General features: G+C 32.8%; 13 protein-coding genes. All 13 read right to left on the bottom strand.

The window, feature by feature from the left end:
- Window positions 1–8: 8 nt before the first annotated feature.
- Window positions 9–1,382 (bottom strand): sialate O-acetylesterase, encoded by a 1,374-nt coding sequence (locus tag AAFN75_RS14020; RefSeq protein ID WP_411806920.1) that lies wholly within the window; start codon window positions 1,380–1,382, stop codon window positions 9–11.
- Window position 1,383: 1 nt separating this feature from the next.
- A complete protein-coding gene (locus AAFN75_RS14015; protein WP_411806919.1) occupies window positions 1,384–2,274 on the bottom strand; it encodes a sialate O-acetylesterase in 891 nt (296 codons plus the stop codon).
- Between the two features lie 2 nt (window positions 2,275–2,276).
- Window positions 2,277–4,106: a right-handed parallel beta-helix repeat-containing protein gene (locus AAFN75_RS14010; RefSeq protein WP_411806918.1), complete on the bottom strand. Its 1,830-nt coding sequence runs from the start codon at window positions 4,104–4,106 to the stop codon at window positions 2,277–2,279.
- A gap of 12 nt (window positions 4,107–4,118) precedes the next feature.
- Entirely contained in the window at window positions 4,119–5,573 is a 1,455-nt protein-coding gene (locus AAFN75_RS14005) for a sulfatase (protein ID WP_411806917.1), read from the bottom strand.
- A gap of 195 nt (window positions 5,574–5,768) precedes the next feature.
- Entirely contained in the window at window positions 5,769–8,633 is a 2,865-nt protein-coding gene (locus tag AAFN75_RS14000) for a hypothetical protein (protein ID WP_411806916.1), read from the bottom strand.
- Between the two features lie 195 nt (window positions 8,634–8,828).
- A complete protein-coding gene (locus tag AAFN75_RS13995) occupies window positions 8,829–10,139 on the bottom strand; it encodes a T9SS type A sorting domain-containing protein (protein ID WP_411806915.1) in 1,311 nt (436 codons plus the stop codon).
- Window positions 10,140–10,423: 284 nt separating this feature from the next.
- The gene (locus AAFN75_RS13990; RefSeq protein WP_411806914.1) at window positions 10,424–14,578 is read right to left on the bottom strand and encodes an ATP-binding protein; all 4,155 of its coding nucleotides are present in this window, start codon (window positions 14,576–14,578) and stop codon (window positions 10,424–10,426) included.
- A 336-nt stretch (window positions 14,579–14,914) separates the two neighbouring features.
- Complete coding sequence (locus AAFN75_RS13985) at window positions 14,915–15,949, bottom strand: XdhC family protein (protein ID WP_411806913.1); 1,035 nt, start codon at window positions 15,947–15,949, stop codon at window positions 14,915–14,917.
- A gap of 25 nt (window positions 15,950–15,974) precedes the next feature.
- Window positions 15,975–17,468, bottom strand: a complete 1,494-nt coding sequence (locus AAFN75_RS13980) for a sulfatase (RefSeq protein WP_411806912.1) — start codon at window positions 17,466–17,468, stop codon at window positions 15,975–15,977.
- A 223-nt stretch (window positions 17,469–17,691) separates the two neighbouring features.
- On the bottom strand, window positions 17,692–19,614 hold the full coding sequence (locus AAFN75_RS13975; protein ID WP_411806911.1) for an FAD-dependent oxidoreductase: 1,923 nt from the start codon (window positions 19,612–19,614) through the stop codon (window positions 17,692–17,694).
- Window positions 19,615–19,628: 14 nt separating this feature from the next.
- A complete protein-coding gene (locus AAFN75_RS13970) occupies window positions 19,629–21,269 on the bottom strand; it encodes a sulfatase (RefSeq protein ID WP_411806910.1) in 1,641 nt (546 codons plus the stop codon).
- A gap of 52 nt (window positions 21,270–21,321) precedes the next feature.
- Complete coding sequence (locus AAFN75_RS13965) at window positions 21,322–22,239, bottom strand: family 16 glycosylhydrolase (RefSeq protein ID WP_411806909.1); 918 nt, start codon at window positions 22,237–22,239, stop codon at window positions 21,322–21,324.
- Between the two features lie 11 nt (window positions 22,240–22,250).
- Window positions 22,251–24,635, bottom strand: coding sequence for a beta-galactosidase (locus tag AAFN75_RS13960; RefSeq protein ID WP_411806907.1), 2,385 nt, complete (start codon window positions 24,633–24,635; stop codon window positions 22,251–22,253).
- Window positions 24,636–24,650 lie beyond the last annotated feature (15 nt).

Raw genomic sequence — 24,650 nt, 5'->3', positions numbered from 1 at the left:
TATTATTCTTACCAATCATCTGTTCTAAATGATGATGCTGGTAATTTTGAAGTATTAAACAACGCCCCATCAACCCAAGCTTCCCAACCGTATCTTACAGCTACTGGTTCCTGAACCTTATCACTCCAAACTTCTAGTTTTCCATTTGCTATTTTTGCTTCAGCTTTATGAAATACTTTATCGGCTCCTGCCACTTTAAAACTATTCATTTCCTTACCAAAATTAAACACGCCTGAAGGTGCATAATCAAATTGTAGCGTCACTACATTTTCTTTAGTAGTCATAGATTTATATACTGGACCACTATATTGAATATCTTCGAATCCATAATTTTTTGCTAAAGCCCAAAGCGCTAACCGTTCTCCTACTTTTTGCTTTTCGGCAGGATGAATACATTCTTTTTCACCAATATCCAAGGTTACTGCCATTCCTGTGTTTGGAACTGAAAGCATCGTGTTTAGTTGAGCTTCTCTCAGGTTAGCTTGATTATTCCCCCAACCTAAAGGTGCAATTTGAACAAAATAAAACGGAAAATCTCCCTGGTCCCATTCTGTTCTCCAGCTTTTTATCATAGATGAAAATAATTGGGTATAATTCTGGTAATAGTTTTTGTTAGCTTCTCCTTGATACCAAATAACACCTTTAAAAGTAAATGGTTTTAGTGGATGAATCATGCCGTTATATAATACTGAAGGATGCTTTTGTGGTTTTGAACTGTCGTTATTAAAACCTTTCAAACCTTTAAATTCTGAATCAATTATATTTTTGGGAGTCCAAGACTCAGCTGGTGTTCCGCCCCAACTGCTTGTAATGAGTCCAATAGGAACCTTTAATTTTTCTTGAAGCATTTTTCCGAAGAAATAAGCAGTTGCACTAAAATTCTTAACCGTTGAAGGTTGCGCTAATTTCCATGTACCTTCACATGAATCCAAAGGCGTTTGAGCCGTAACTTTTCCAACTTTAAATAAACGTATTTGAGAATTTTCACTATTTAAAATTGCTAAATTACTTCCGTTAATGGGTTGCCCTATATTGCCTTTTATCGGCATTTCCATATTGGATTGTCCTGAACATAGCCAAACTTCACCAACAAGCACATCGGATAAAACAATAGTATTCTTCCCTTTTATTATTAAATCAAAAGGTCCTCCAGCTTCAGATTCATCTAAAAATAATTTCCAATATCCGTCTTTAACTTTTGTAGCATATGTTTTCCCTTTAAACGTAACTTCAATACTTTTCTCAGAATCTGCATTTCCAAACACCGCTATTGGTTGATTTCGTTGTAAAACCATATGATTTTGAAACAATGTATTTGGCGTTACTTCTGCAGAAACAAATTGAAGTGCCAAAAGTGATATTAAAAAAAACAGATTTTTCATTTTAATTTTCAATTAAGTTCATCAACTTTTTTCCAAACGCTATACCGAAACGTTTTTGACCTTCAGCATTATAATGCACATTATCACTATGCTTTGGGAAATCGTTCCAAGTGGTATCAGTTGTTGTTTTAATAATATCAACATGCTCAACAGATTTAGCGACTTTTTCCATAGCTTTTCTAACTATTGCTGCACCTCCTTTTATTCCATATCTAGAATTGGTTTGTCCGATTACAAAAGGCATTTTAGGGATATTAAACTCACTTCTGTAAGCATTGATTAATTTGGTTAAATTTTCGTCATAACTATCAGCCGCCACTTTTTTTACAGCATCGTTTTCACCTTGAAACCAAGCCATTCCAATAATTTTACAACTTTTTCCTTTTTTTTCTAACAGCTCCAAGTTTTCTTTAATATCAGCGATATGCATACTGTAAAGCTTTATTTTTTGTTTATGCACTTTCTCAACTTCTTTAGCTTTTTCTTCCGTCCACTCAGGATTCCATGCTCCATAAAGAGCAGTTCCACCTTGCGATCTTTTGATTAATAAATAGTGTTTATTTGGGTTTGCTTCTGCTAACTCTAAACCTATAAAAATCTCCGGTCCAAAACGTTTTAAAAAATGATACTTTTCGGATGGTTTATTCTTATAATACGACAGTGGTTTAGCAGGTTTACCATTAAAACTTAACGATACTCTAGCTGATATTTTTTCAATTCTTTTGATTTCAGAATCCTCTAATTCATCAAAATCTCCAGCTCCAGCCATATTAGATTGACCAGCTAAAAGCACCACTTGAATTGAGGACTCTTCTATTTGTTGTGCCTTACAAGATGTGGTAAACAACATTAATACACTAAAAAAAACAAGTAATAAATTTGATTTTATCACGACTATAAATTTTTGAAACCTGTATTCTTTTTAACATCTAAAGTTGCTTTAGAAGCCTCATCTGCTTTTAATGTTTTTTCACAATTTCCATCGTAAGTGTTGTTTGTAATTTCTACATCTTTACAATTAATCAAATCAAACATATAAGCATCTGGATATTGTTGTTTTTCGGTTGTTGTTTGCTTAATGGTATTGCCTTTTATAATTAATCCATCAACTCGATCTGCCCACACAATTCTGTTATCAAAAGTTTCGATTGTGTTATTTATAAATTGAATATTTCTATCGTAAGTCATCGTATCATCAAAAGTTTTTGCAAGTCTTGGAGATACTTTTAAAACAGCATGTTCTGCACCTCCGTAAGCACAATGCACAAAGCGATTGTTACGAATTATAACATCTTCTACATTGCCAGATTCAAACCAATAAAAAGTTTCACCTCGTAACATGATAGAAGACATCATAGATGATAAATCGTTATCTTCAATGATTATCTTTTTAGGTGTTTTTATAATAATATTTCTTGCTCTGTGGTCACGAATGATGTTCCCTCGCATTGTAAAATTAGGGTTCCATGTTTTGTTTTCAAGAATATCGCCTTCTTTTAAATCTGAAGGTAGCTCATTTTCAAATGTCAATTCAGTATAAATGTCATTAATAACCATTACAGAAGACACTTTATTTTCTTCAGCACGTTGTGGATTAGGGTTTTTAATAAACCAAATCGCATCACCAACACCTGCAAATTCAAAGCCCATTTGTTGATCATGTCTAAGTGCAACTCGTAGCTTTTTATTGTCTAAAATCTTATCAACCTGAACATATGTTCCGTGCACATTTGTACCATCGTCATACATCCCTTCAAGACGGCAGTTTTCGATTAAAATATCTCCTTTACAATTTGCAAAATGTGTGGCATCAGCAATGATAGAAATCACTCTATCTGAACCTTCGCGAACGTAAATTCCGCTATTTAGAATATTTATATCCTCAGAGCGTTCAAATAAAAACCCCATTCCTAAAGCATGATGAATTACTACTTTATCAAATACAATGTTTTTAGAATTTCTAACTAAAAACGCAGGTGCATAGCGATTGTTGATCTTATCCCCTTTTGACTGTAAAACGCTTCCAACTCTTGGATATTTTTTAATATTCTTATCATGAAAACGCAAATTTCCGTTAGGTAATTTTTCAATATAATTTGGATTTAAAGACATGTCCCACGCACCATAGTCTATGGCTTTAGTTTCTTTATTATGAGATAATGTGCTTCCTAGAGCCGTAAAATTAAAATGATTGATACCTGGAAATTCAATTTGACCTTTTCTAAGTTTCCAAGAGAATCCTTTGGTGTAAGGTTTTAAATCAAAATAATCTTCTTCTTCATTTACAGCTATAACATCACCTTGAAAAGAAAAAGGAATATCCCAATCTAAAGTTAGATTACGCACATTGATTTTGTTACATCCTTTAAAAATAAAAGGTGCTGCTTGACCTCTGAAAATAAACTCTGAACCATTCCCTTCAATTTCTACCGAATTAAAGCCTTCAAAATTAAAAATGATTTTTTTAAATCCATTGCCATGATTCGTAACATACAAATATTTTCCGATGGCATAATCTGTATGAAACGTATAATTTCCTTTTTCAAAAACGAGTTTAATATCTTTTGATTTTGAAGTTTCAATGGCATTACGAACAACAGATGTCATATCGCCTTCGGCATACTTTATTTCAATGATTTCGGTAGTCGCTTTTGTGCTGCATGAAGCTAATAAAGTTAAACTTAAAATAAATCCTAAAATGGTACTCTTTAATTTCTTGGTCATCTATATCTTGATTTATAAGTTAACACCACTTCCTTGTAATGAAGCATCATGGCTCCACATGATATTCCAAGGATCAGATGTTTTTGTTTGAAATGATTTCATTTTTGTTTTCATTGATTCTAAAACCAATTCAAACGTTTTATGGTTTGCTAAGTTGTTTAATTCATTTGGATCTTTTGACAAATCATAAAGTTCAAATTCTGGTCTGAATAAGTAATCTTGAACCTTTTTAGGCCCGAAATATTCCTCTTTTTGCCTATAAACACCTTGCCAAGTTGAAGCCGCCCAAAGATCAGATGCAAATGGATATTCTAATTGATAGGCTATGTTCCAAATCAATTTATAATTATCACTTCTTACGACACGCATTGGGTAATACATGGTAATTTCATGAAACGTATGAGATGCATAAATTTCATTCCACCCCTCTGGATTTGTTTCATTTACAATATTTTTAAATGATTTTCCATGAAATGCCCCAGCTTCAAAATCAACTTTAGCCATATCTAAAATGGTTGGGGTTAAATCTACCCAAGAAATCAAAGCATTACTTGTTATTCCTTTAGAATTATTTGTTGGATCCTTTATAATACATGGCAATTTAATTCCAGGCTCATGAACTGTTGTTTTTGCACCTGGGAATGCCATTCCGTTATCAGAAATATAGAAAACAATGGTGTTTTCTGCTTTACCAGTTTCTTGTAACATATTCATAAGTTTACCGAAACCTTGATCGATTCGCGAAATACTTTCATAATATTGAGCAATTTCCTCACGACTTTGTTTTGTGTCTGGCAAAAAATTTGGAACTAAAACATCTTCTGGGTTATAAGTGACTGTTTCAACATCTTTATAACCTTCCTTTTTGTTGCCAAAACTATTTGGTGCATCCCAAGGATCGGGAGTAAAAGGTTGACCTCTATGCGGATCGTCTGTACAGAAATACAAGAAAAATGGTTTTTCGGATTTCAAAACAGCATCGCATTTTTTAGCCATTTCTACTGTATTTCTTGGGTCTGCTTCTAAAACGGTATTAAAATGATACACTTTTTCTGGTGCTACATGGTACTTACCAATTCTTGCAGTTTCATAGCCTGCATTCTCCAATAAAACAGGTAACGTTTTTACATCATCATAAGTACTAAAATGATGGTAATCGTGTACATGACCGTAAGATCCAGTAGCATGTCCAAATTGACCAGAAAGAATAACAGATCTACTTGCAGCACAACTAGCACTTGTACAATATGCGTTATTAAACTTGGTGCCTTCAGCAGCTAATTTATCAAGATTTGGTGTTTTTATAATTGAATTACCATACGCTCCTAAGGCATCTATTCCATGATCGTCGGAAACAAATAAAATAATATTTGGCTTATCACTTTGAGCAGTTATAACTTCTTTTTTCTTGTTGGAGCAACTGAATGAAGTCAAAGCTAAAATAATAAGCAATGTTTTGAAACTCATGTTTTTCATTTATCTCTTTCGATTTATTTGTAGTGACTTAAAAGTATTAAGCTATAAAATTATTTAACCCCCCCTCAAAAACTGTCTTTATAAATACATAAAATGTATCTGTGAATATTTTAAAGCTAGTTTAAGGTATTTGCATTACTCCAAAAACTATAAAACAGAACGTTAATAGTGATTATATTTTTATATTTATAATTTTTCTTTCAATTCAATATCTATAAATCTGAACCCACCTAAAGGAATTTGTATGTCGAACGATGAATCTTCGTCAACTTTAAATTCTTCATTATTTAATAAATCAGATATTTTAAGCGGTTTAATGGCGTTTAATTTTACACGAGCTGTTGCTTCATTTGGATTTATATAACCATTTTCGACCAATGTTAATCGTAAATGCGTTGGAGATGTTTGGGCAACAACCCAACCTACATTTCCTGATACAGTTATAGGTAATAATGAAGCGCTCTTTTCAATATCAGCTTTAATAACTTTACAATATTCACTTGCTTTGTAGGTTTCTTTACCATCTGCCGACATATAGCTTTTTCCATCGGTATGGTACTCTTTCATAATGTTTTTGTACCAAGGGTGGATGTTATCTACTAATGGCTTTCTAACGGCATCTTTATCAACAAATGCTCCGTTTTGAGGTGGTGTTATCAAAACCATTCCGTTGCTATACTTTGGTATAAAATTTAGACGTCTTTCTTCTGCACCTGCTGCATATCTTGAAAAATCCCATTCTGTTAATGGTGCCCCTGGCCACGTTCCATTTAATCTACTAAATGCAAACTCGTCAAGATTGTCTTCATCTTTCCTAAAAAAGGTTAACCATTTTACGTTACTAGAAGTTTTTAAATAATCTTCATTTGGGTTATTAATACTTAAATGCACAGGGGAAAAACTTAAAATATCTGAACGCTTAGGCACATATAAAACACCCTCTGCTATTAACTCCCATAACAAACTCATATAGTCTTGATCTACTGAGAAGTTATTAATGTATTGTGCGCCACTAGAAATACTGTAAACCATTGTTCTTAAAAAATGGTTAGGTAATGTTTGGTTAGAATGTTGGCGCAGACGATCAAAACTAGGATTGTCTCTTGCACAACGTGCTCCCCAACTATCTACAGAACCACTTGCCCAAAGTCCTAGTCTAGATGTAAAGCTCAGTTCCATTGATTTGTCTGTAGTTTCTTCCATAGATGGTACAAATACATTAGCAAAACGTCCTGAAACCAATGGTTGCCACATATCCGTATAAACATCGGCTTGCCAAAATAAATGCTTATTACGCATAAATAAGTTACCGTTTTTATCTTTAGCATAATTTGCTAATGGTAATAATAAATCATTCATTACAAATTTGAATTCGTCTGAACTATCTACAACCTCTGGATAGACCAGTACTGTTTTTTTGCCATTAGCAATATCCATACCCTTCATTGTGGTTGAAACTTGATACATGTATGGATCATTACCATGTCCTCCCCAATATGAAATTCCTTTTCCGAAAGACTGATTGTGTTGTTTTGTTATTTTTTCTAAAACCTCTTCTTGAGTTAAGACATATTTCATGCGTCCATCACGCTTTTTCTTATAGATTTCGCTAGTCATTGCAGAGCGATCCCAATTTTCCTTATCAAAATTGCCTCCATTTAAGAAAATTGGATTATCGTATTTGGCTTCAATACTATTAATTACAGTTGCAGCCGATTCATCTTTTCTGCTCTCTGTCATAAAATAGACTGGAGCAGATTTATATTGATCGGATGGTTTTTTGAAGTTTTTAAGATTCTTCCTTATCTCTTTTGTATTTGTTATGATAGCTTGAATTTTTCCTGGTGGATCTAACTTTTCAAACTCTTTTTTCCACGAATTTTTATTAAAATCTATAATATGAATTGCACTACCTCCACTTTGAGCACTCGCTAGAATAACGGTATTAGAATATGAATCTTTGAACATATCGTTAAAAGAAAATCGTGTAGCAGCTACATCTGCATCTGCTATATCAGAATCTACATCTGAAATGATAATGTTACTACCTAACAATATCATGTAGGCAGGTTTGCCATTATTACTAATAACTTCAGGTTGCATTACTCTATACATACCTCTGTTAAGCCCTTTATGTTTTACTTTTTTAGTATCTAAATAGCCCTGTTCTGAAGTTTTGGCATCAATTATAATAACGCCATTTCCTTTAGCTCTTGCTCCAACACGACCTAGAAGAACTTCACTATTTCCATCGGCATCTATATCTACAACTCTAACATCTCCATAAGGCCCTTTTTTATTAACTTTTATAGTTTCGAAAGGCATGATTTCTAAAGGATTGAAAAAATACACGGATCCATTTCCATTCATACTATTTTGCACACCATGCACTACTAGGATATCTTTTCCGTCTTTTTTAGCTGGTCTTATAAAGTTAGTTACATGTAGCCCATTAGGCGGCAATACTTTATGTGTGGCTTTACCAAATGGTTTTTCTATAGAGTAAGTTTTTGAAGCCACTTCACTAACCAACTTCCCTTCATTAGACACATAGTAAAAACTATTGTCGTATCCCCCACAAACCACATAGGCTTTGTTGTTTTTTTTAACAACAGTTACTGAATACATGGGTGCATTATTCTGCTTAAATTGCCAAAGTAATTTACCATTGTTGCTTAAACAATACACACTTCCATCTGCATTCGCTGCAAAAACTTCATCTACACCATCGTTATTAATATCGCCTGCCCAGATATCATGATTCATAAAACCAGAGAGTTTATTTTTCCATAAAATTGAACCATCGTATGAAACTCCTAAAACAGTTCCTTCATAACTACTAGCAACTATATATACTTCTTTATTATTTTTTGCAGTTCGAACTTTAGAAATTGTATAACCAGTTTCTATGCTATACACGCCAGCATCATTATCTTTTTTAAATGTTACAGAAGATGAATTATTTAAATTTTGCTGTGCACATGATTGTTGTAACCCAAACATTATCAAAAGGACTACAAGTTGCATTGAAGGAAACAATAGTTTTTTCATTAGAGTGTATTTAATTTAATACCAAAATAACAACCTATATTAAAAAAAAATGTTCCCAAAGGTATATTTAGTGTATGCTGCAGTAAATAAACTATTAATTATAGCGCTTTACCTGTGTTTTAAAAGATGTTTATAAAAAGAAAAGGGTTCCATATAAAAATATGGAACCCTTTTACTAAAAAACTAAAACTAAACTTAATTTTTTATAATCTTATTTTGGAAAACTTTTCCGTCGTTTATAACCTTTACAAAATATAAACCACTTTTTAAATTTGAAACTGATACTTTTTGTAAAGCATTTGCTTTATTAATGGTTTTAACTGTCGCTCCTAAAACATTGTAAATTGAAATATCACTTCCAGCAGGACTGTTAATACTTAGAGTCTCTTTTACTGGGTTAGGGTATACACTTACACCTTGTAAAGTATTTTGTTTTATACTTAATGTTGGTGCTCCTATTGAAGCTGACATATTATCAAAATAGAATGTATCTCCATTTTTTGGGTCATTTGGATCCGTACCGTCTACCACATTAACTGCAAACCAAAAGTTAATTTGCTCAACATCAATAGTTGGAAGAATAGTAAATGTTAATTCTTGCCATGTGTTATTACCAATAAGAGATTGAGTGTCGTCAATAAGTTCTTCATTACCTCCGATACCCGGCGCTCCATCATCATTATTTTTTAACCTTACTATGATATCAGCATCGTGTGCTGACTTCACCCATACTTTTACTGTAAACTGTGTATCATCAGCCACAAGATTTGGCGTATATGTTTTAGCAAAATTACTAAATGTAAATTGTGTTGATGTTGGGTCTGTATTAAACGTTAATTGCATATTACGATCACCATTTTGAGAATCAGTTTCTATTATGCTTCTATCATAATTAGCACCTCCAGACATGTGACCAAGACCTGTTATATCTTCAAAATTAGGATTTGCAATAAACTCTGAAAACTCAGCAGGAGGTAAAGGAGTTACATTTACTAATTCAATTGAACTAACAAATATATCGCCTTCAGCACCAAGACTACCAGGATTACCTCTGATAGCAATCCAGAAATTTGATAAAGTTCCATTCCAGAAAGCTGCTCCTGACATAGGAAGGTCATATGTTACATATACAGATGAATTTGCAGCAAGTACACCATTAATGTTTATATTACCTGCTGTAGCATCTCCTCCTGTAGCACCTACTCTAAAACTATTAGCATCTGATCCATTTTTAATTTTGATTCTAACAGTGTTAAATGCATCAGCATCAATACCACCTCCTTTATTAGGTACATTAGGACCAAAATTAGCGTTACCAGTTATTCTTGTCATTTTTAAGGCTCCTTCACCACCATCAGCGTCCCAAACAATTGTTTGACCAGTACCAAAATTTGCAGCAAAGTTTTCTAGGTCAGCATCAAATGTCCATGGACCTTGAGCAGATAAAGTTGCAACTGCAAAAAGTGCAAATGCAAAAGTTAATTTTTTAAGTAATTGTGTTTTCATAATAAATATTAGTTTTTATTAGTTCATGAATTAATCGTTTTGCTAAACTATCTTGTTAATACATTTTTACTGTACGTATCAGTAAATTATTTGTATCTGAGAGTAATACTTTAATTTTCACATAGATAAAGCAAAAACCTTGATGTAAAACTAATAATAGAAACACTCATAGCGTAAAATAATATTACCCCATAATATTACTAAATTACCTTTTTAGTGTTTTTAAATGTCTTTTATATTAAATGGGAAGGTTGATTTTAACTAAGGTTTCTAAGTTAAAAAAACTATTCTGAAGTATATTTTTTTCTAGTTTCAGCTGCATATTTACCTGGAGTAATATTATAGCGCTCCTTAAAAAGTTTGCTAAAATGTGTTCTACTCTTAAACCCCGTCATAGCATAAACCTCATTTACGGACACTCTTTTATGCACTAAAAACTCTGCTGCTTTTTTAAGTCTATAATCTTTTAAAACTTCAAACGGTGTTAAATTGGTAAGTGCTTTTACCTTTTGATAAAAATGAGTACGGTTTAAATACAACTCTTTAGTAAAACTGTTTAAATCTAAATTTTGATTATCTAGATTTTCTTCAATTAAATTGTATAATTTCTCTAGAAAGGCATTATCATTTCGGTTGTTTAAGTTGTTCTCTTTAGTTAAAGGAATTCCAATTTGAAAACGCTCTCGCAACTGCTGTCTGTTTCTTAATAAAGATTCTGTTCTAGTAATAAGGTGTTGTACATTAAATGGCTTTTGAATATATGCATCGGCACCATCACGTATACCTTGAATTTTATCCTCAACATTTGTAAGCGCAGTTAGTAAAATAACAGGGATGTGACTTGTTTTAATATCAGATTTTATGGCTCTGCACAAATCTAAACCGTTAAGTTGAGGCATATGTACATCACTAATTACTAAATCTGGCCACTCATCTTCCATAGCATCTAAACACTCTTGACCATCACTAAAAGTCTTTAATTTAAAAAACTTAGTAAGCGAATTAGAGACAAACATTCTCATGTCTAAATTATCTTCAACATAAAAGATTAAAGCTTCAGAAAAACTTCCATCTGCTATAATCTCTTTAGGATTATTACTTGCAATTAATTGGCTACTAAATTTAAATCCAGCCTCGGCAGATAGAATATCCTTTTCTACCTTTTCTTGATCTTTTGCTGTTTCCTTTTTTACAATAGGTAAACGAATGTTTATTGTGGTTCCTTTACCAAGTTCGCTTTCTGCATTAATATAACCATAATGCATTTCTACCAATAATTTTGTAAACGACAAACCAATACCAGAACCGCTGGAGTGGATATCTTGATGGTTATGAGATTGATAAAAACGCTCAAAAACATGCGCTAAATCAGCTTTATCAATACCTTTTCCTGTATCGGTTATAGAGACTATTAAGTCTTTCTCTTCGCTTTCAAAATCAACTTTTATAGTATCGTTTGGCTTTGTGTACTTAAACGAATTACTAAGAATATTATAAAAAACTTTTTCTAATTTATCTCTGTCTGCTGACACAATTATATTTGCATCACTATCCTCAAACACTAACTTTTTTTGATCGTTTTCAGCCATAAACGAAAAATCTGTTATAAGTTCTTTAATAAAAGCATTAAATGAAAACCTTGAATAGTTCATCTTTAAGGCATTTGCTTCTGCCTTTTGAAAATCATGAACCTGGTTGACTAAATGTGATATTTTGTTCGATTGACGCTCAACAATCTGAAGTTTTCCTTTTATTTCTTCATTATTTTTAAATTGATTGAATAACGCATTTATTGGCCCACTAATTAAAGTAAGAGGTGTTTTCAATTCGTGTGATATATTTGAAAAGAACCTAAGTTTAGCCTGATTAATTTCCTTGACCTTATCTTTTTCTAATTGTTCAATTTCTAAATTATGATTTAGTTTTTGTATTCTTAATACAATCTTAACTCCCAAATAAATAATTAAAACGCTCAATAAAGCGTACAATAAATATGCTTTCATCGTTCTCCAAAATGGAGGCGTTATTGTTATTTTTAGCTTTTGGGGTGCAGTCCAATCGTCTAATGCGTTTGAAGCCATGACTTCTAAATTGTATTCTCCAGGTTGAAGTCCATTATAGTATATGGTTTGTTGGCTTGATGGGATTTCAACCCAATCTTCACTTACTGGCAATAACCTATATTTCAAATTATGATTATCTGGGTTAGAAAAGTGCAGAGAGGTTAACTTGATGGAAAAAACATTCTCATCATAATTTAAAATCAGTTCATCCTGATTTTTTAATCGCCTATTGAATAATACTCGGTTTCCTAACTTATCTCCCGGTAGAATAGATTTATTAAACACTTTTAAATCATCAAACTCTAACCTTGGAAGATCTTCAGAACTTTGTAAAGCTTTTGGATTGAAATAACAAAAGCCATCTAATCCTGAAAACAAAAAATAACCATTATCTAGTTTTTCTGAAGAAAACCAAAAATCTTCAAATGGTAAACCATCAGAAACACCAAACCTTCTGAACCTTTGTTCTATGGTGTTAAATTTATTTAATCCTACGTTTGTTGCCACCCACAAGTTATTCTCATCATCATACATTATGCTTTTTACAACATTATTAGACAAACCATGTTTTTCAGAAAATGAAATAAATTCAGGTTCTGTATCACTCTTAACCACCTTACAAATCCCACCTCCCTCTGTACCTATCCATAATTCATCATTTGGCAATCTTATAACAGAAGTAACAAAATTACTTGAAATAGAACGCTTATTATTTTTGTCGTTAACAAACTGATTAACTTTGTAATCTTTAACAGACCCTTTATTTTTAATATCTACACGAAATAGTCCATCAGAATCGGCTCCTAACCAAATAAAATCATAGATTGGATCTTTATATACGTATCTAACAAGAGATAAATTATTAGTCTTAAAAAAAGGATTACTATTTAAATTCTCTATATAATCAACCTCATTATTTCTGTCAATTGTGATTTTATAAATATCATCTAAACAACCAATCCAAATATTTCCATCATTATCTTCTGTGAATGATCTTGGTTTGATTTTATCAAAATCTGATATTTTATTGTTGGTTATTTTTTCAAGATTTTTTAACCCTTCTCGAACTCTAAAAAGGCCTTTGTTTTCAATTTTAATCCAAACATTTTTTCTTGAATCTGCATAAACAGCACCAACATTTTCTACATCTAGATTTGAAATATTAAAAGGTAGTTTTTCGAAAGATTTAGTTTTGGTATTAAATAGATCTAAACCACCATTATTAGATCCAAAAATACGGTTGGCTAAATAAACTTTGTCACTATCTATAGCTGAGATATAGCCGATATGATTGGTTTGAAGCCCAAAATCATTCTCCATCTCAACACCATAGCTATTAAAGGGGTTTTCTTTAATATCAAACTTAAAAACACCTTCGTTGAAGGTGCCATACCAACAGCTACCATTAGTCGCAATACTAAAACAACTAGATCTTAATATACCAGTATTAGGTTTATAACTTAAAATTTTTAAAGGGTTTTTGAAATCCTGAGTTTTTATATTTTCTAAATGTATTAAACCATCGTTCAAGGTCCCTAACCATAAATTGCCTAAATCATCAATTAATGACGTATTAAACTGATAAGATTTTAGAGTTTCACGAGTTAAATTAAACGCATAAACACCATTTTTTTTAGTAAAATCACAAATAGCTATACCATTAGTTAATGTTACAAGTAACTTGCTCCCATCAATTTTTAAAATGGAAGTACTTTCTGAAACACGTGAATCTAAAACAGAGTTAAATTGCCCTGTTCGAACATTAAAAATTAAGATTCCGACAGATGAAGAAAAAATGTAAAAATCATTATCTAATTGAACCGATTTATAAAACAAGACATCTTTTCCGAATTCGTTTGGATTTGGTATATACTGACCTAAAAGTGTTTGATCACTTTTAAAAACTAAAACCCCTTCACTTTCCGTACTACAAACAATAAGGCCAGAGCCTTTGTTCAAATTTATATCTCTAACAACTGGTCCTCTTTCTCCTTTGTTATTATTTTTATTTGTGTAGACATTATGGTATTCCTCTTTTAAATAATTGTAAGTCGAAATCCCTTCGTCTGTGCCTATCCAAATATTATTTTTATCATCTTCTATTAAATTCCTGATTCTATTACTTACTAAAATATCTTTATCTAATGTGTTTTTATATGTTTTAAGTTCATAACCATCATACCTATTCAATCCATCATAGGTACCTATCCATAAAAACCCATTAGAATCTTCTAAAATTGTAGTTACTCCATTATGCGCTAACCCATCAGAAATAGTCAAGTTTTGCTTTGGCTCTAAAGTTTTTGATTGAGAAGACATCTCAAAACTCAAAAAAGAAAGCATTAAAGCAATTATATAGATTATTTTTTTAGACATAAATACTACAGAAGATTTTTTAATACCAACTCATAATTTGATTGTTAAAATTACAAAATTAAATAAATCTCTAAGTTTATTGAGAACTATATTTTAACATCTTATCATGATAAGAAAGCCAATTTACAATTTATTCATCTAATTAGTTTACTATAATCCTCTAGTATATCAATATCTAATAAATTATTTGCATTCTTTGACGCAAGTGTCATAGTATCAACCTCTTTACTATTTAAAAATACTTTAGCACCTTAATCGCCTTATAAGTTTGAGAAGTTCCTGATTATAATGTTGAAGAAAAATTGCGGGTACACCTTTTATATTATTATGGCTATTTTACTCAGATTTTACATGTATTTTCCCTGTGATGGTGTTTAAAGAATAAGGCTCCTTGTTTCTATTTATGACTAAAATTTCAGAAAGAATAGACAATGCAATTTCTTCAGGTGTTATTGCCCCAATATTTAACCCGGCAGGACTATGTATCTTATCTAAAAAATCATCTTCCAAATCAGAAGTATATTCAAATAAATCATTATAAAGTTGTTCTCGTCTTCTAGCGGAACCTAAAACACCAATATAAGTTAGTTTGCTATTTTTTAACCTTAATAAATATCTAAGATCTTGCGCATAATTATGAGTCATCAATACTACAGCGCATTCAGAATCTAAACCATCAACAAGAAACGTTTCTGGACTATATGAAACTACTGTTTTTGCACCAGGAAAATCTTGAAGTTGTTTTGGGTCTTTCATTGAAGTCACCACATCAACTTCCCAACCTAAAAGGCTTCCTATTTTACAAAGTTTCACAGCATCATGCTCGCCACCAATGATAAGTAATTTAAAACAGGGTGAAAGGGTTTGAGAATATGTTTTTAAATCTTCTTTTAATAGCCTGTCTAAATTATCATCTTTTGAAAAAGTAATTCTTCTATGGTTATCAAAGGTCACTTCAGAATAAAATGCACCAACACATTCATCTTCTTTCTTATAGTAAGATTTAACAGTAAGCTGTTTTCTTAACTCTAAATTCTGAAAGAAAAACGATTTAAATTCATCTGAAACATAAAAAGACTCTAACAAAATATACAAAACGCCTTCACAACCTAATCTGTATCGTCCATCATAAGTTATGATTTTAGATTTACCGTTTTGAAAAACAGACTGAGCACGTCTTAAAACTTCCTTTTCTACACAACCACCACTGACAGCACCTACCATAGAACCATCATCAGAAAGTAACATGCGAACACCTGGTTGCCTATAGGATGAACCATCCAAATGAACTACGGTAGCAAGTACATTCTTGATACCTGAGTTTTGATTAAGAATAGCTGTCTCTACAATTTGTTTTACTTCATGTATCATGCAACCAAATTAGAAAATCTTTATATTAATTGATGATAAAAGTATCTTTGAATTCACCCATTTTCTGTTCGTCCCATATTTCACTCAGGTTTTCCGGATCAAACCAACGCGGTTTTGTATGGGTTTTACTCCATATTTCTGCTGCTTCAACAAGTAATTTAAGTTTTTCTGGATTCTGACTACCCAAGTCTTTTTCTTCTCCAATATCATTAGTAATATTATAAAGTTTCCAACCACCTTTGTATGCTTTAGTTGCTTTCCAATCATCTTGTCTCACTGAAACATCTGAAAATCCATTACGATGACGCATAGAAAAAATCATTTCGCCTTTTCTTGCTGTTGTTCCAGAAGAAAAATCGTTCCAAATGTTTTTACCATCTAGTTTATTACCTGCCGGTAGCGTCGCTCCTGCTAAATCTGCGAATGTTGGGTAAAAATCTAAAGCCGAAACTGGATGATCATAATGATTTCCAGCAGCTACGTGATTTGGCCAATGAAAAAACATAGGCACTCTAAATCCACCTTCCCACGTATCACCTTTTCTTCCTCTTAATGGAGCATTATCCGCTCCTTTATCTGGTCTACCACCATTATCACTTAAGAAAACAATGAGTGTGTTTTCATATTGATTTGTAGCTTTTAAAGCTTCTACTAATTTACCAACACCACGATCTACCGCGTATACCATACCTGCATAAGTACGTCTATCTTTATCCTTAATGTTCTCAAAAACCTTCATATCTTCTTCTTTTGCTTCTAAAGGCGTATGAGGCGCATTATAAGATAAATACAGAAAGAAAGGTTTATCTTCTTTTGAAGCATCATTTACAAAACGTACCGCTTCACGAGATAAAGCATCTGTAATATATTCGGTTTCGGTAACTTCCTTCCCATTGTGCTCTAATGGAGTAAGGTAATCCCAAATATTTTTCACACCAGCTGCCTTTTGTTTTTCATATTTAGGTATAAACTCCCTAGGAAAATACTCATGCCCGCCACCAAGGAAACCATAAAAATCATCAAAACCTCTATCATTAGGATGATAACCTGGAACTGCACCTAAGTGCCATTTTCCCATAGCTCCTGTATGATAACCAGATTCTTGAAGCATTTTAGACATAAACTTTTCACTTAAAGGAATCCCTTCCCCAACACTTACCTCACTATTTTTTGGTAAATTAAACTGAGATCCAAACGTGTGCGGGTACCGTCCTGTAAGTAAGCCAGCTCTACTAGGTCCGCAAAATGGATGTGTAACATAAGCTGAAGTTAAAATGGTACCGCCATTAGCTAACTTATCAAGCTCTGGAGTTAATATATCTTTTGAACCATTAAAACCAACATCTGCATAACCCAAATCGTCACAAAGCACAAATAAAATATTTGGTTTTGAAGCTTTTGCTGAAGCAACTGAAGTTGGAACATTTCCTTTTAAGGATTTATCTTTAACTCCCGAGCATGCTACAAGAATCATTAATATTGAAAAAACAAATAAACTTTTAATGTTATTTTTAATCATTTTTCTAATTATTTAGAGTTATTTTTAATGAAGAAGCTAATCTAGTTAACGCCCCAAATCTTTAATGATAAAATTAATGGTAAATGAAGGTAAACCACAGTATTAATTTATCTTATATAAATTCAAAATTACCCTTTTAAAAAACACATATTGTTATGAAGGTTTAGCTAAGAGAGGCTATAAACAAAAAAAATCTTAATGTTTTTATAATATGAATCTTGTATTAAGCATAACAGCGTACTTCAAACAACTTTACATTTTTTGCTCCATAGGTTTCGGTCATATTAATTTTGACAGCTGAAACTTTAATGGATTTAAAATTAAATTTAATCAAACGGGTTCTATTCTCTTCAACTTTACCTAAATCAACCCATTGTCCGTTTACACGTCCTTGTAAAGTTAATGCTTTCAACATTTCCTTAGGTATAGCATTTCCGTATAAATCATCGTTTCTACTATCCTTTCGCATCATAATGTTGCGTTTTACATTGGTGTCACATTTTAATTCAATTTTAGATAATGAAACAGGAGATTCCCATTCTAGCTGAATAGCAGCAGATAATCCATCTGATTGCCAATGATTAATTTCACCATCAATATCTCTTGACATACCATTAATGAGATTTTTAGCATCCCCTGATGACGTTGTAGATCCAAAAATTAAATTGGCTTTTTTTGCTAAATCATTTGAATCGTTTGCTGGCCTTTTCGGAATGAAAACATCATCTCTTAATAATTGCTCTTGCAACTCATTAATATGTGTTTTACCAACTTCTCTTGGAAGTATATTTCTTTTATTACATATGCTTGCTGCTGTTCCAACAGCTTGCCCTTGTAACGCACAAGTTGCCATAATTCTACTAGATGATAATGCAATGTGTGTTTGACTCACATTTCTGCCAGCAAACATTAAATTAGAAACGTTTTTAGAATACAAACTTCTAAACGGAAATTGATACACTTCTTTAAAATGATAATGGAAAAAGCTTGGGCGTTCTTTAATATCTAATATACCTCCAGGGTTGTGTTCATCTAAAGACCAACCACCAAAAGCTACAGCGTCATAAAAATGTTTGTGCTCCGTCATATCTTTTTCAGAAACAATATAATCGCCTATAAAACGACGCGACTCTCTTCGTCCTGGTAAAGACCCTACCCAATCCAAAGCTAGGTTTTCTGCTTCAGGGAATTTTCCAGAGTTTTTAATATAATCCCATACACCATGCAAATAGGCCATTAATACATGTCTATTCTTTTCTGCATCACCAATAATATCATCATCACTACCAATCTCTATCCACCAAATTCCATCTTGAAAACCTGCAAATTTTCGTCTTTCATGACCACCTTCATGTGTATATTTTATTGCATAAGAAGGTGGATTATATGTCATAGGTTTCCCCATATCTTTTGAGGACATTAAAAGCGTTGCTCCCATTTGCCAACCATCTGGTTCATCGGGTGCATAAGTTTCATCAAACTCAGCTTTTCCTTCTCGACCCGTTCTATATTCTGCTCCCGAAGTTGCTGCTAGTAAGCCATCGCCCGAACAATCAATAAATATTGGTGCGTTAATAGTATATAGCATTTCTGTAGTGGCCTGCCAACACAAAGCTGATTTTATTTTACCCCCATCCATAACAGCTTCAATAGCTTGTGTATTTAGCATGAGTTCTAAATTAGGTTCTCTGACCACAAAATCATATAAAACATGGTCAAAAACAGGAAAAGACTCTTGCTCATTTTCAAAGCGATTGTGCAACAAAATCTCTTCAATAATACCAGTTTCGCGTTCTGCTTTACCATTAATATTATTTACACCATTCAAATGAACACGGATTTCGCTTGACGCATTTCCTCCCAATACTGGTCTGTCTTGAATTAAAACTGTTTTAGATCCGTTTCTTGCAGCAGAAACTGCAGCGCAAATACCAGCAGCTCCACCACCAATAACTGCAACATCATAATTAATAGTTTTTTTTCTATTTGGTGTTCCAGATTTCCCTGTTCCTAAGTGATACCATTTGTCTTCTATTTTATCATAAACCATGTCTTTGGATCCTGCACATGATGCAGTAACCATTGGAATAACACCTGTAGCAACTGCGGCTATTGTTCCTTTTTTGAAAAACGCTCTTCTTTTCATGTCTTGATATTAATTTAGTGTTTTGATAAATTCCCTTTCCATCCTTTATTAAATTGAATCAAAAGCTCAGTAACTAATTCTGGGCTTTTATCAGCAATATTCATGGTTTCTAAAGGATCTGTTTTATGATCGTATAGCTCAATAAATATAGGTTTACTTTCTCGTTGTGTCTTGTCTTTCCAAACAATCAAACGATAATCTTGAGTTCGCATCGCATAGCCCATTAAGTTATTTTCAAAAAGCTTTCTATCCCATTTATCGCCTTGTTGTTTTATGATGCGTTCTTCAACTTCTGCTAGTAGTGGTCCAAAATAAGTTTCTCGCATTGCAGGTCTTATTGGGAAAGCTCCCCATTCTCTTAAAGCTGGCGAAGGAAACTGACTAAATGCAGCAGTTTTCCAATCGGCTTTCGGGTTTTCTAATAAAGGTTTAAAACTAGTTCCTTCAACATGATTTGGTATTCCCAACCCTGCTAAATCAGCCAATGTTGGATATATGTCTACCAATTCAACTAAGGCCTCTGTGGTTTTACCTTGACTTCCTTTTGGCATATCGGGTGTCCAAATCATCATGGGTACTCTTGTCGCAATTTCATAATTGGTTGCTTTTCCCCAAATACCCATATCGCCTAAGTGCCATCCGTGGTCACTCCAAACAATAATGATGGTATTGTCTCTAACTCCTGCCTCTTCTAAGGCAGTTATCATTTTACCTATTTGAGCATCTACGTAGCTTACACAAGCTAAATATGCATGTTTTAAAGTGATAGCTAATTCATCATCAATAGCTCCTTTTTTTGGAATCCCGCTTCTTACTCGTAATTCAAATGAAGGGTGTAATCCCATTTCTGCCCCGTTTTCTGGAATCGTATCTTGAGAAGTTATTTTTATCTTGTCTCTATCATATAAATCCCAATATTTTTTTGGCGCCACCCAATTAAGATGTGGTTTATTGAATCCTAAGCCTAAGAAAAAAGGTTTGTCTTTTTTAGCAAGCATTTCTTTCATGGTCGCTATAGCCAGTTCGGTGTTGTAGCCATCGCTATAAGTATTGTCTGAAACATCTGCAGATTCATAGGCCATACCAGATGCTAATCCGTATTTAGCAATGTCGCCATATTTTTCAACCATTTCTTTTCTAGTTTCAGCGCGCTCCTTGTTATTTTTTTCTAAAGCAAAACCAACTGGGTTTTTAATGCCTTTTGAAGACATACTGTCAAGTGCTGGTAATCTGCTCCATGATTTTTCTTCATCTAAATCGCCATGATGAAATATTTTTCCTGTATAAACGGTTTCATAACCATTATTTTTAAAATGCTGAGGAAGTGTTATGACATCAGGATTAGCTTCTCTAAATTTTATATAATTATGAAAAACACCACTAATTTCTGGTCTAATCCCTGTGAGTAAACTAGCTCTTGAAGGCCCACAAATAGCTTGTTGACAATAGGCATTATTAAAAAGTAATCCTTGACTTGCTAGCTTATCTAGGTTTGGACTTATGGCGATATCTGAACCATAACAACCTAATTCTGGGCGTAAATCATCAATACCAATAAATAGGATGTTTGGTTTTTTATTGGTAATTATTTTTGCCTCTTTTTTGTCACATCCAAGAATAATAAGTAAAAGATATATTAAGCTAAAAAACTTCATAATAATTTCAAAATTAAGTTGTCATCTCAAAAAAACAACATTATTTTTAATACTACCGCTTTTCCCAAACACGAATATAGTCAACATACATAGTAGTTGGCATTCCTTTAAGTTGCTCTTTAGCTTCAGAGTTAATTAAAGGATCAACAGCACGATTGGCATTATTTGAAAATTGAACAAAAGGTCTGCGTAAGCCTAAAGAGACCGTTACATTCATTGGTCTATACCAATCAGTATTTGGTTTCCGAGCAATTTCTACACCATCAACATACCAAATAATTTCTTCTTCATTAACCTCACAACCGTAAACATGATAATTTCGACTAGGATCATCAGGGATTCTATATTTATTCATTTGAGTTTCTATATGTTGTTTTGGACGAAACCAAACACCCTTACCATTTATCTTTTTTACCAAATGTAAATTATGATCTGAATCTTGAATATCATCTTGATGTCCTTTAAACCAGTCAAACTGTTGTAATTCTACAACATCGATTTCACAGTAGATTGTCTTACCATCTTCAGCTTCTCTATCAAAATCGCTATACAACCAAAATGAAGGACAAACACCCCAACCATTTTTAGTTCCAGGAACATCAATAACAGCACCTTTTATCCTAGCTTCAACATAACCTGTCGTAAAAGTTTCTTTAGATTTCAGTATTCCAGATTTAAAAAAAGTACCATCATCTGGAAAATTATCAGTATTATGTTGCATGGTTAATTCTGCTACACCATTAGCAATTTTAACATTGGCATCATTATTCCATTTCCAGCCTGTTGTATTTGGCAACTCCGCTTTTCTGTACCATTTTTTCCAATCTACCTCAGAGTCATCAAATTCATCGGATAAGCTTTTAACCAACTTCCATGAACTCAGAGAATCCGAAGTTTTGGTAGGAGTTTGTGCAATAACCTGCTTAAAGGTAAAAAGCACTAACAACGAAAAAAGACCAATTTGTTTCATTTAAAACTCTATTATTTAGTAATCTCTAATAACAATACTTCTTCTGATGCTAAATCAAATTCAGAATCAACAGGGTTAGACGTCATCAAATCTTTAATTTTTATTGGAGCACCAGATTTTAAGGATAATTTAATCTTTGTAGTATCATGACCTACGTTAAGTAAATTAAGCAAGTATGAACCATTATCTTGCTTCACCACTCTTGAAATTGTTGTTTTAAAGTCTTTACCATTATCTGATTCTACAACAACATCTGGCATATGGTCTGCAATTTCTGCTAATGCTTTACTCTTAATGTTAGAAATATCAGTGTCATTTAATATAATCAGGTTTCCTTTACTAGCAGATAACTTCTTATTTCGTTTCTGTCCATATTCATTCATTGATAAACTTTCTGAAGAATCAAGAATTACCGTACCACCATTATTCAAATAAGATTGCAACGCATTAAATTCAGCATCGGTTACATATTTTGTATTATAAACTACTACTGTGTTCCAAGTGCTATTATCTTGTTTCTCAATGATATTTTTAGTGACGAAACCTAACGGCAAGCCTTCAAAAAACATGGACTTATATAACTTTCCGTTTTTCGTCATATAATTTGATGTATTAATGGCAGATGTTTCAGAATAGAATAATCGTAACGGACGAGGTTGTTCTCGAAGCTTTACTATTTCTTCAGAAAAGGTATTTAAATCGTACATAACCTGTGTTACCTCATTAGCTATATGAGGTTGCATGTTGTTGGAGCCGGCATAAGCACCACCTAAGCCTGGATCAAAAAAGTTAAGTTCTCCTTCTAATCTATCTTCTGGAGAACCATCAGGATCTCTTGCCCAAAACCATCCCATATTGGCATCCATACCCATTAAGGTTGATAGCCAATATACATTACGAACGTAACTTGTACGTGCTTCCATATCTCTCCACATACCCGATGAAAGAAAATGAGATTCAGAATTTACATTTATTTTATTTGGGGCAACAGACTCAAGAAAATCATGTAAAATAGCCATCCCATCCCACTTATAGGCATATTGCTCTACCCAATCAGAATTTATGTGCGCCCTAATACTTGGACTTCCGAGTGCTTTGGCATCATGACCAATCATTGTGGTTAATTCAGTAAGCGCTTCAAAATCCATTCCATGTGAACGTGAATCTTCATAAAATGTTCTAGGGAATAATTTAATATGGGTATCTGCATCTGGATTAACGGCATGCAATTCATCTTGATTAAATTTGAACCAGTCTGTAACTCTATCCATATTATAACGATTCCAATCAAACCATATTGGTTTCCCAGTTAATGCTTTATCAATTGGAATTTCTATTTCAACATTTTTGAAACTAGCAAACGATGTTTCCCAGTTTGTATTTAGTGTTTTAATATTACCATTATATTTATTTTTTAACCAAGACCTGAAATTATTTAGAGTATATGATGATATATCGTTCATCTCCTTATAATTAGACGTCCAATGATTTTTTTCTGAAAACCAGTGTGGTTCGTTTGCGAAAATATATCCTAACTCGGTTACTTTTTTTCCTTTAGTCAATTCTCCAGTATGACGAATAATTTTCCCCCATACATCTCTAGCTAAAGGGTTATCTATATCAAAACCAGTAAATAAAGAGCGTCCTTTTCTAATTTCAGGTTCTTTTGCTTCTACCCATTCTGGAATACCCATAGACCAATAAATCAAGAATCCGATATTGGTATCTGGAATACTTGTAAGTTCCTTCATAAGTTCATCATCAAAAGTTCCATCTTCCTTTACTAAGAAAGAATTAATCGCACGATCATGATCTACAGGATAAAGATTTTCTCCACCGTGATAAATCGCACCTAAGTGGTCGTTATAAACCTGATCATTAGTTAGTGGCTGACCAACGGTTTTTGAAAAGTAATCATATGGGAAAGATGGTTTACCATTACTTACAAACATATTGTCTCCAGCTTTGGTGTTTTGCCAATCCACTTTATTCACAGGACGACGCGTGATTTCTCCACTGATGGCTTTATTTAAATCATCAATACCTTTATCTAATATTTGAACCACTTTTTTGCGTTCAAAATCTGGTAAATCTAATGCAAGTTGTGCTTTGTTCTCAGCATAATAACGCTCATAACCAAATAGCTTTTCAACGGCATCTTTATTGGTCTCATCCCAATCGGCAAATTTTAAAAACTCTTTCGAGAACCATAAGACGGTTTCTTCCCTAGTAACATCAATTGATTTTGAACGGGCTTCATTCATTAGAGATTCAAGAACCTCAACTTTTTCAAAAGCTTGCTCTTCTAGTGTTAATTCCTTTTTTACTCCATTACAACCTACAACCAGAAGTAGTAGAACTAGAAGTGAAAAATATTTTGCAATAAATGATTTCATGATATGTATTTATTT

Source organism: Algibacter sp. AS12 (assembly GCF_046736315.1).
Classification (GTDB): Bacteria; Bacteroidota; Bacteroidia; order Flavobacteriales; family Flavobacteriaceae; genus Algibacter_B; species Algibacter_B amylolyticus.
Note: the sequence above shows the minus strand (reverse complement) of the source record. Positions and strands in the feature narration are given on the sequence as shown.

Coding starts and splice junctions, on each gene's coding strand:
- AAFN75_RS14020 (WP_411806920.1), bottom strand. CDS start 1,382: ATGAAAAATCTGTTTTTTTTAATATCACTTTTGGCACTTCAATTTGTT.
- AAFN75_RS14010 (WP_411806918.1), bottom strand. CDS start 4,106: ATGACCAAGAAATTAAAGAGTACCATTTTAGGATTTATTTTAAGTTTA.
- AAFN75_RS14005 (WP_411806917.1), bottom strand. CDS start 5,573: ATGAGTTTCAAAACATTGCTTATTATTTTAGCTTTGACTTCATTCAGT.
- AAFN75_RS14000 (WP_411806916.1), bottom strand. CDS start 8,633: ATGAAAAAACTATTGTTTCCTTCAATGCAACTTGTAGTCCTTTTGATA.
- AAFN75_RS13995 (WP_411806915.1), bottom strand. CDS start 10,139: ATGAAAACACAATTACTTAAAAAATTAACTTTTGCATTTGCACTTTTT.
- AAFN75_RS13990 (WP_411806914.1), bottom strand. CDS start 14,578: ATGTCTAAAAAAATAATCTATATAATTGCTTTAATGCTTTCTTTTTTG.
- AAFN75_RS13985 (WP_411806913.1), bottom strand. CDS start 15,949: ATGATACATGAAGTAAAACAAATTGTAGAGACAGCTATTCTTAATCAA.
- AAFN75_RS13980 (WP_411806912.1), bottom strand. CDS start 17,468: ATGATTAAAAATAACATTAAAAGTTTATTTGTTTTTTCAATATTAATG.
- AAFN75_RS13975 (WP_411806911.1), bottom strand. CDS start 19,614: ATGAAAAGAAGAGCGTTTTTCAAAAAAGGAACAATAGCCGCAGTTGCT.
- AAFN75_RS13970 (WP_411806910.1), bottom strand. CDS start 21,269: ATGAAGTTTTTTAGCTTAATATATCTTTTACTTATTATTCTTGGATGT.
- AAFN75_RS13965 (WP_411806909.1), bottom strand. CDS start 22,239: ATGAAACAAATTGGTCTTTTTTCGTTGTTAGTGCTTTTTACCTTTAAG.
- AAFN75_RS13960 (WP_411806907.1), bottom strand. CDS start 24,635: ATGAAATCATTTATTGCAAAATATTTTTCACTTCTAGTTCTACTACTT.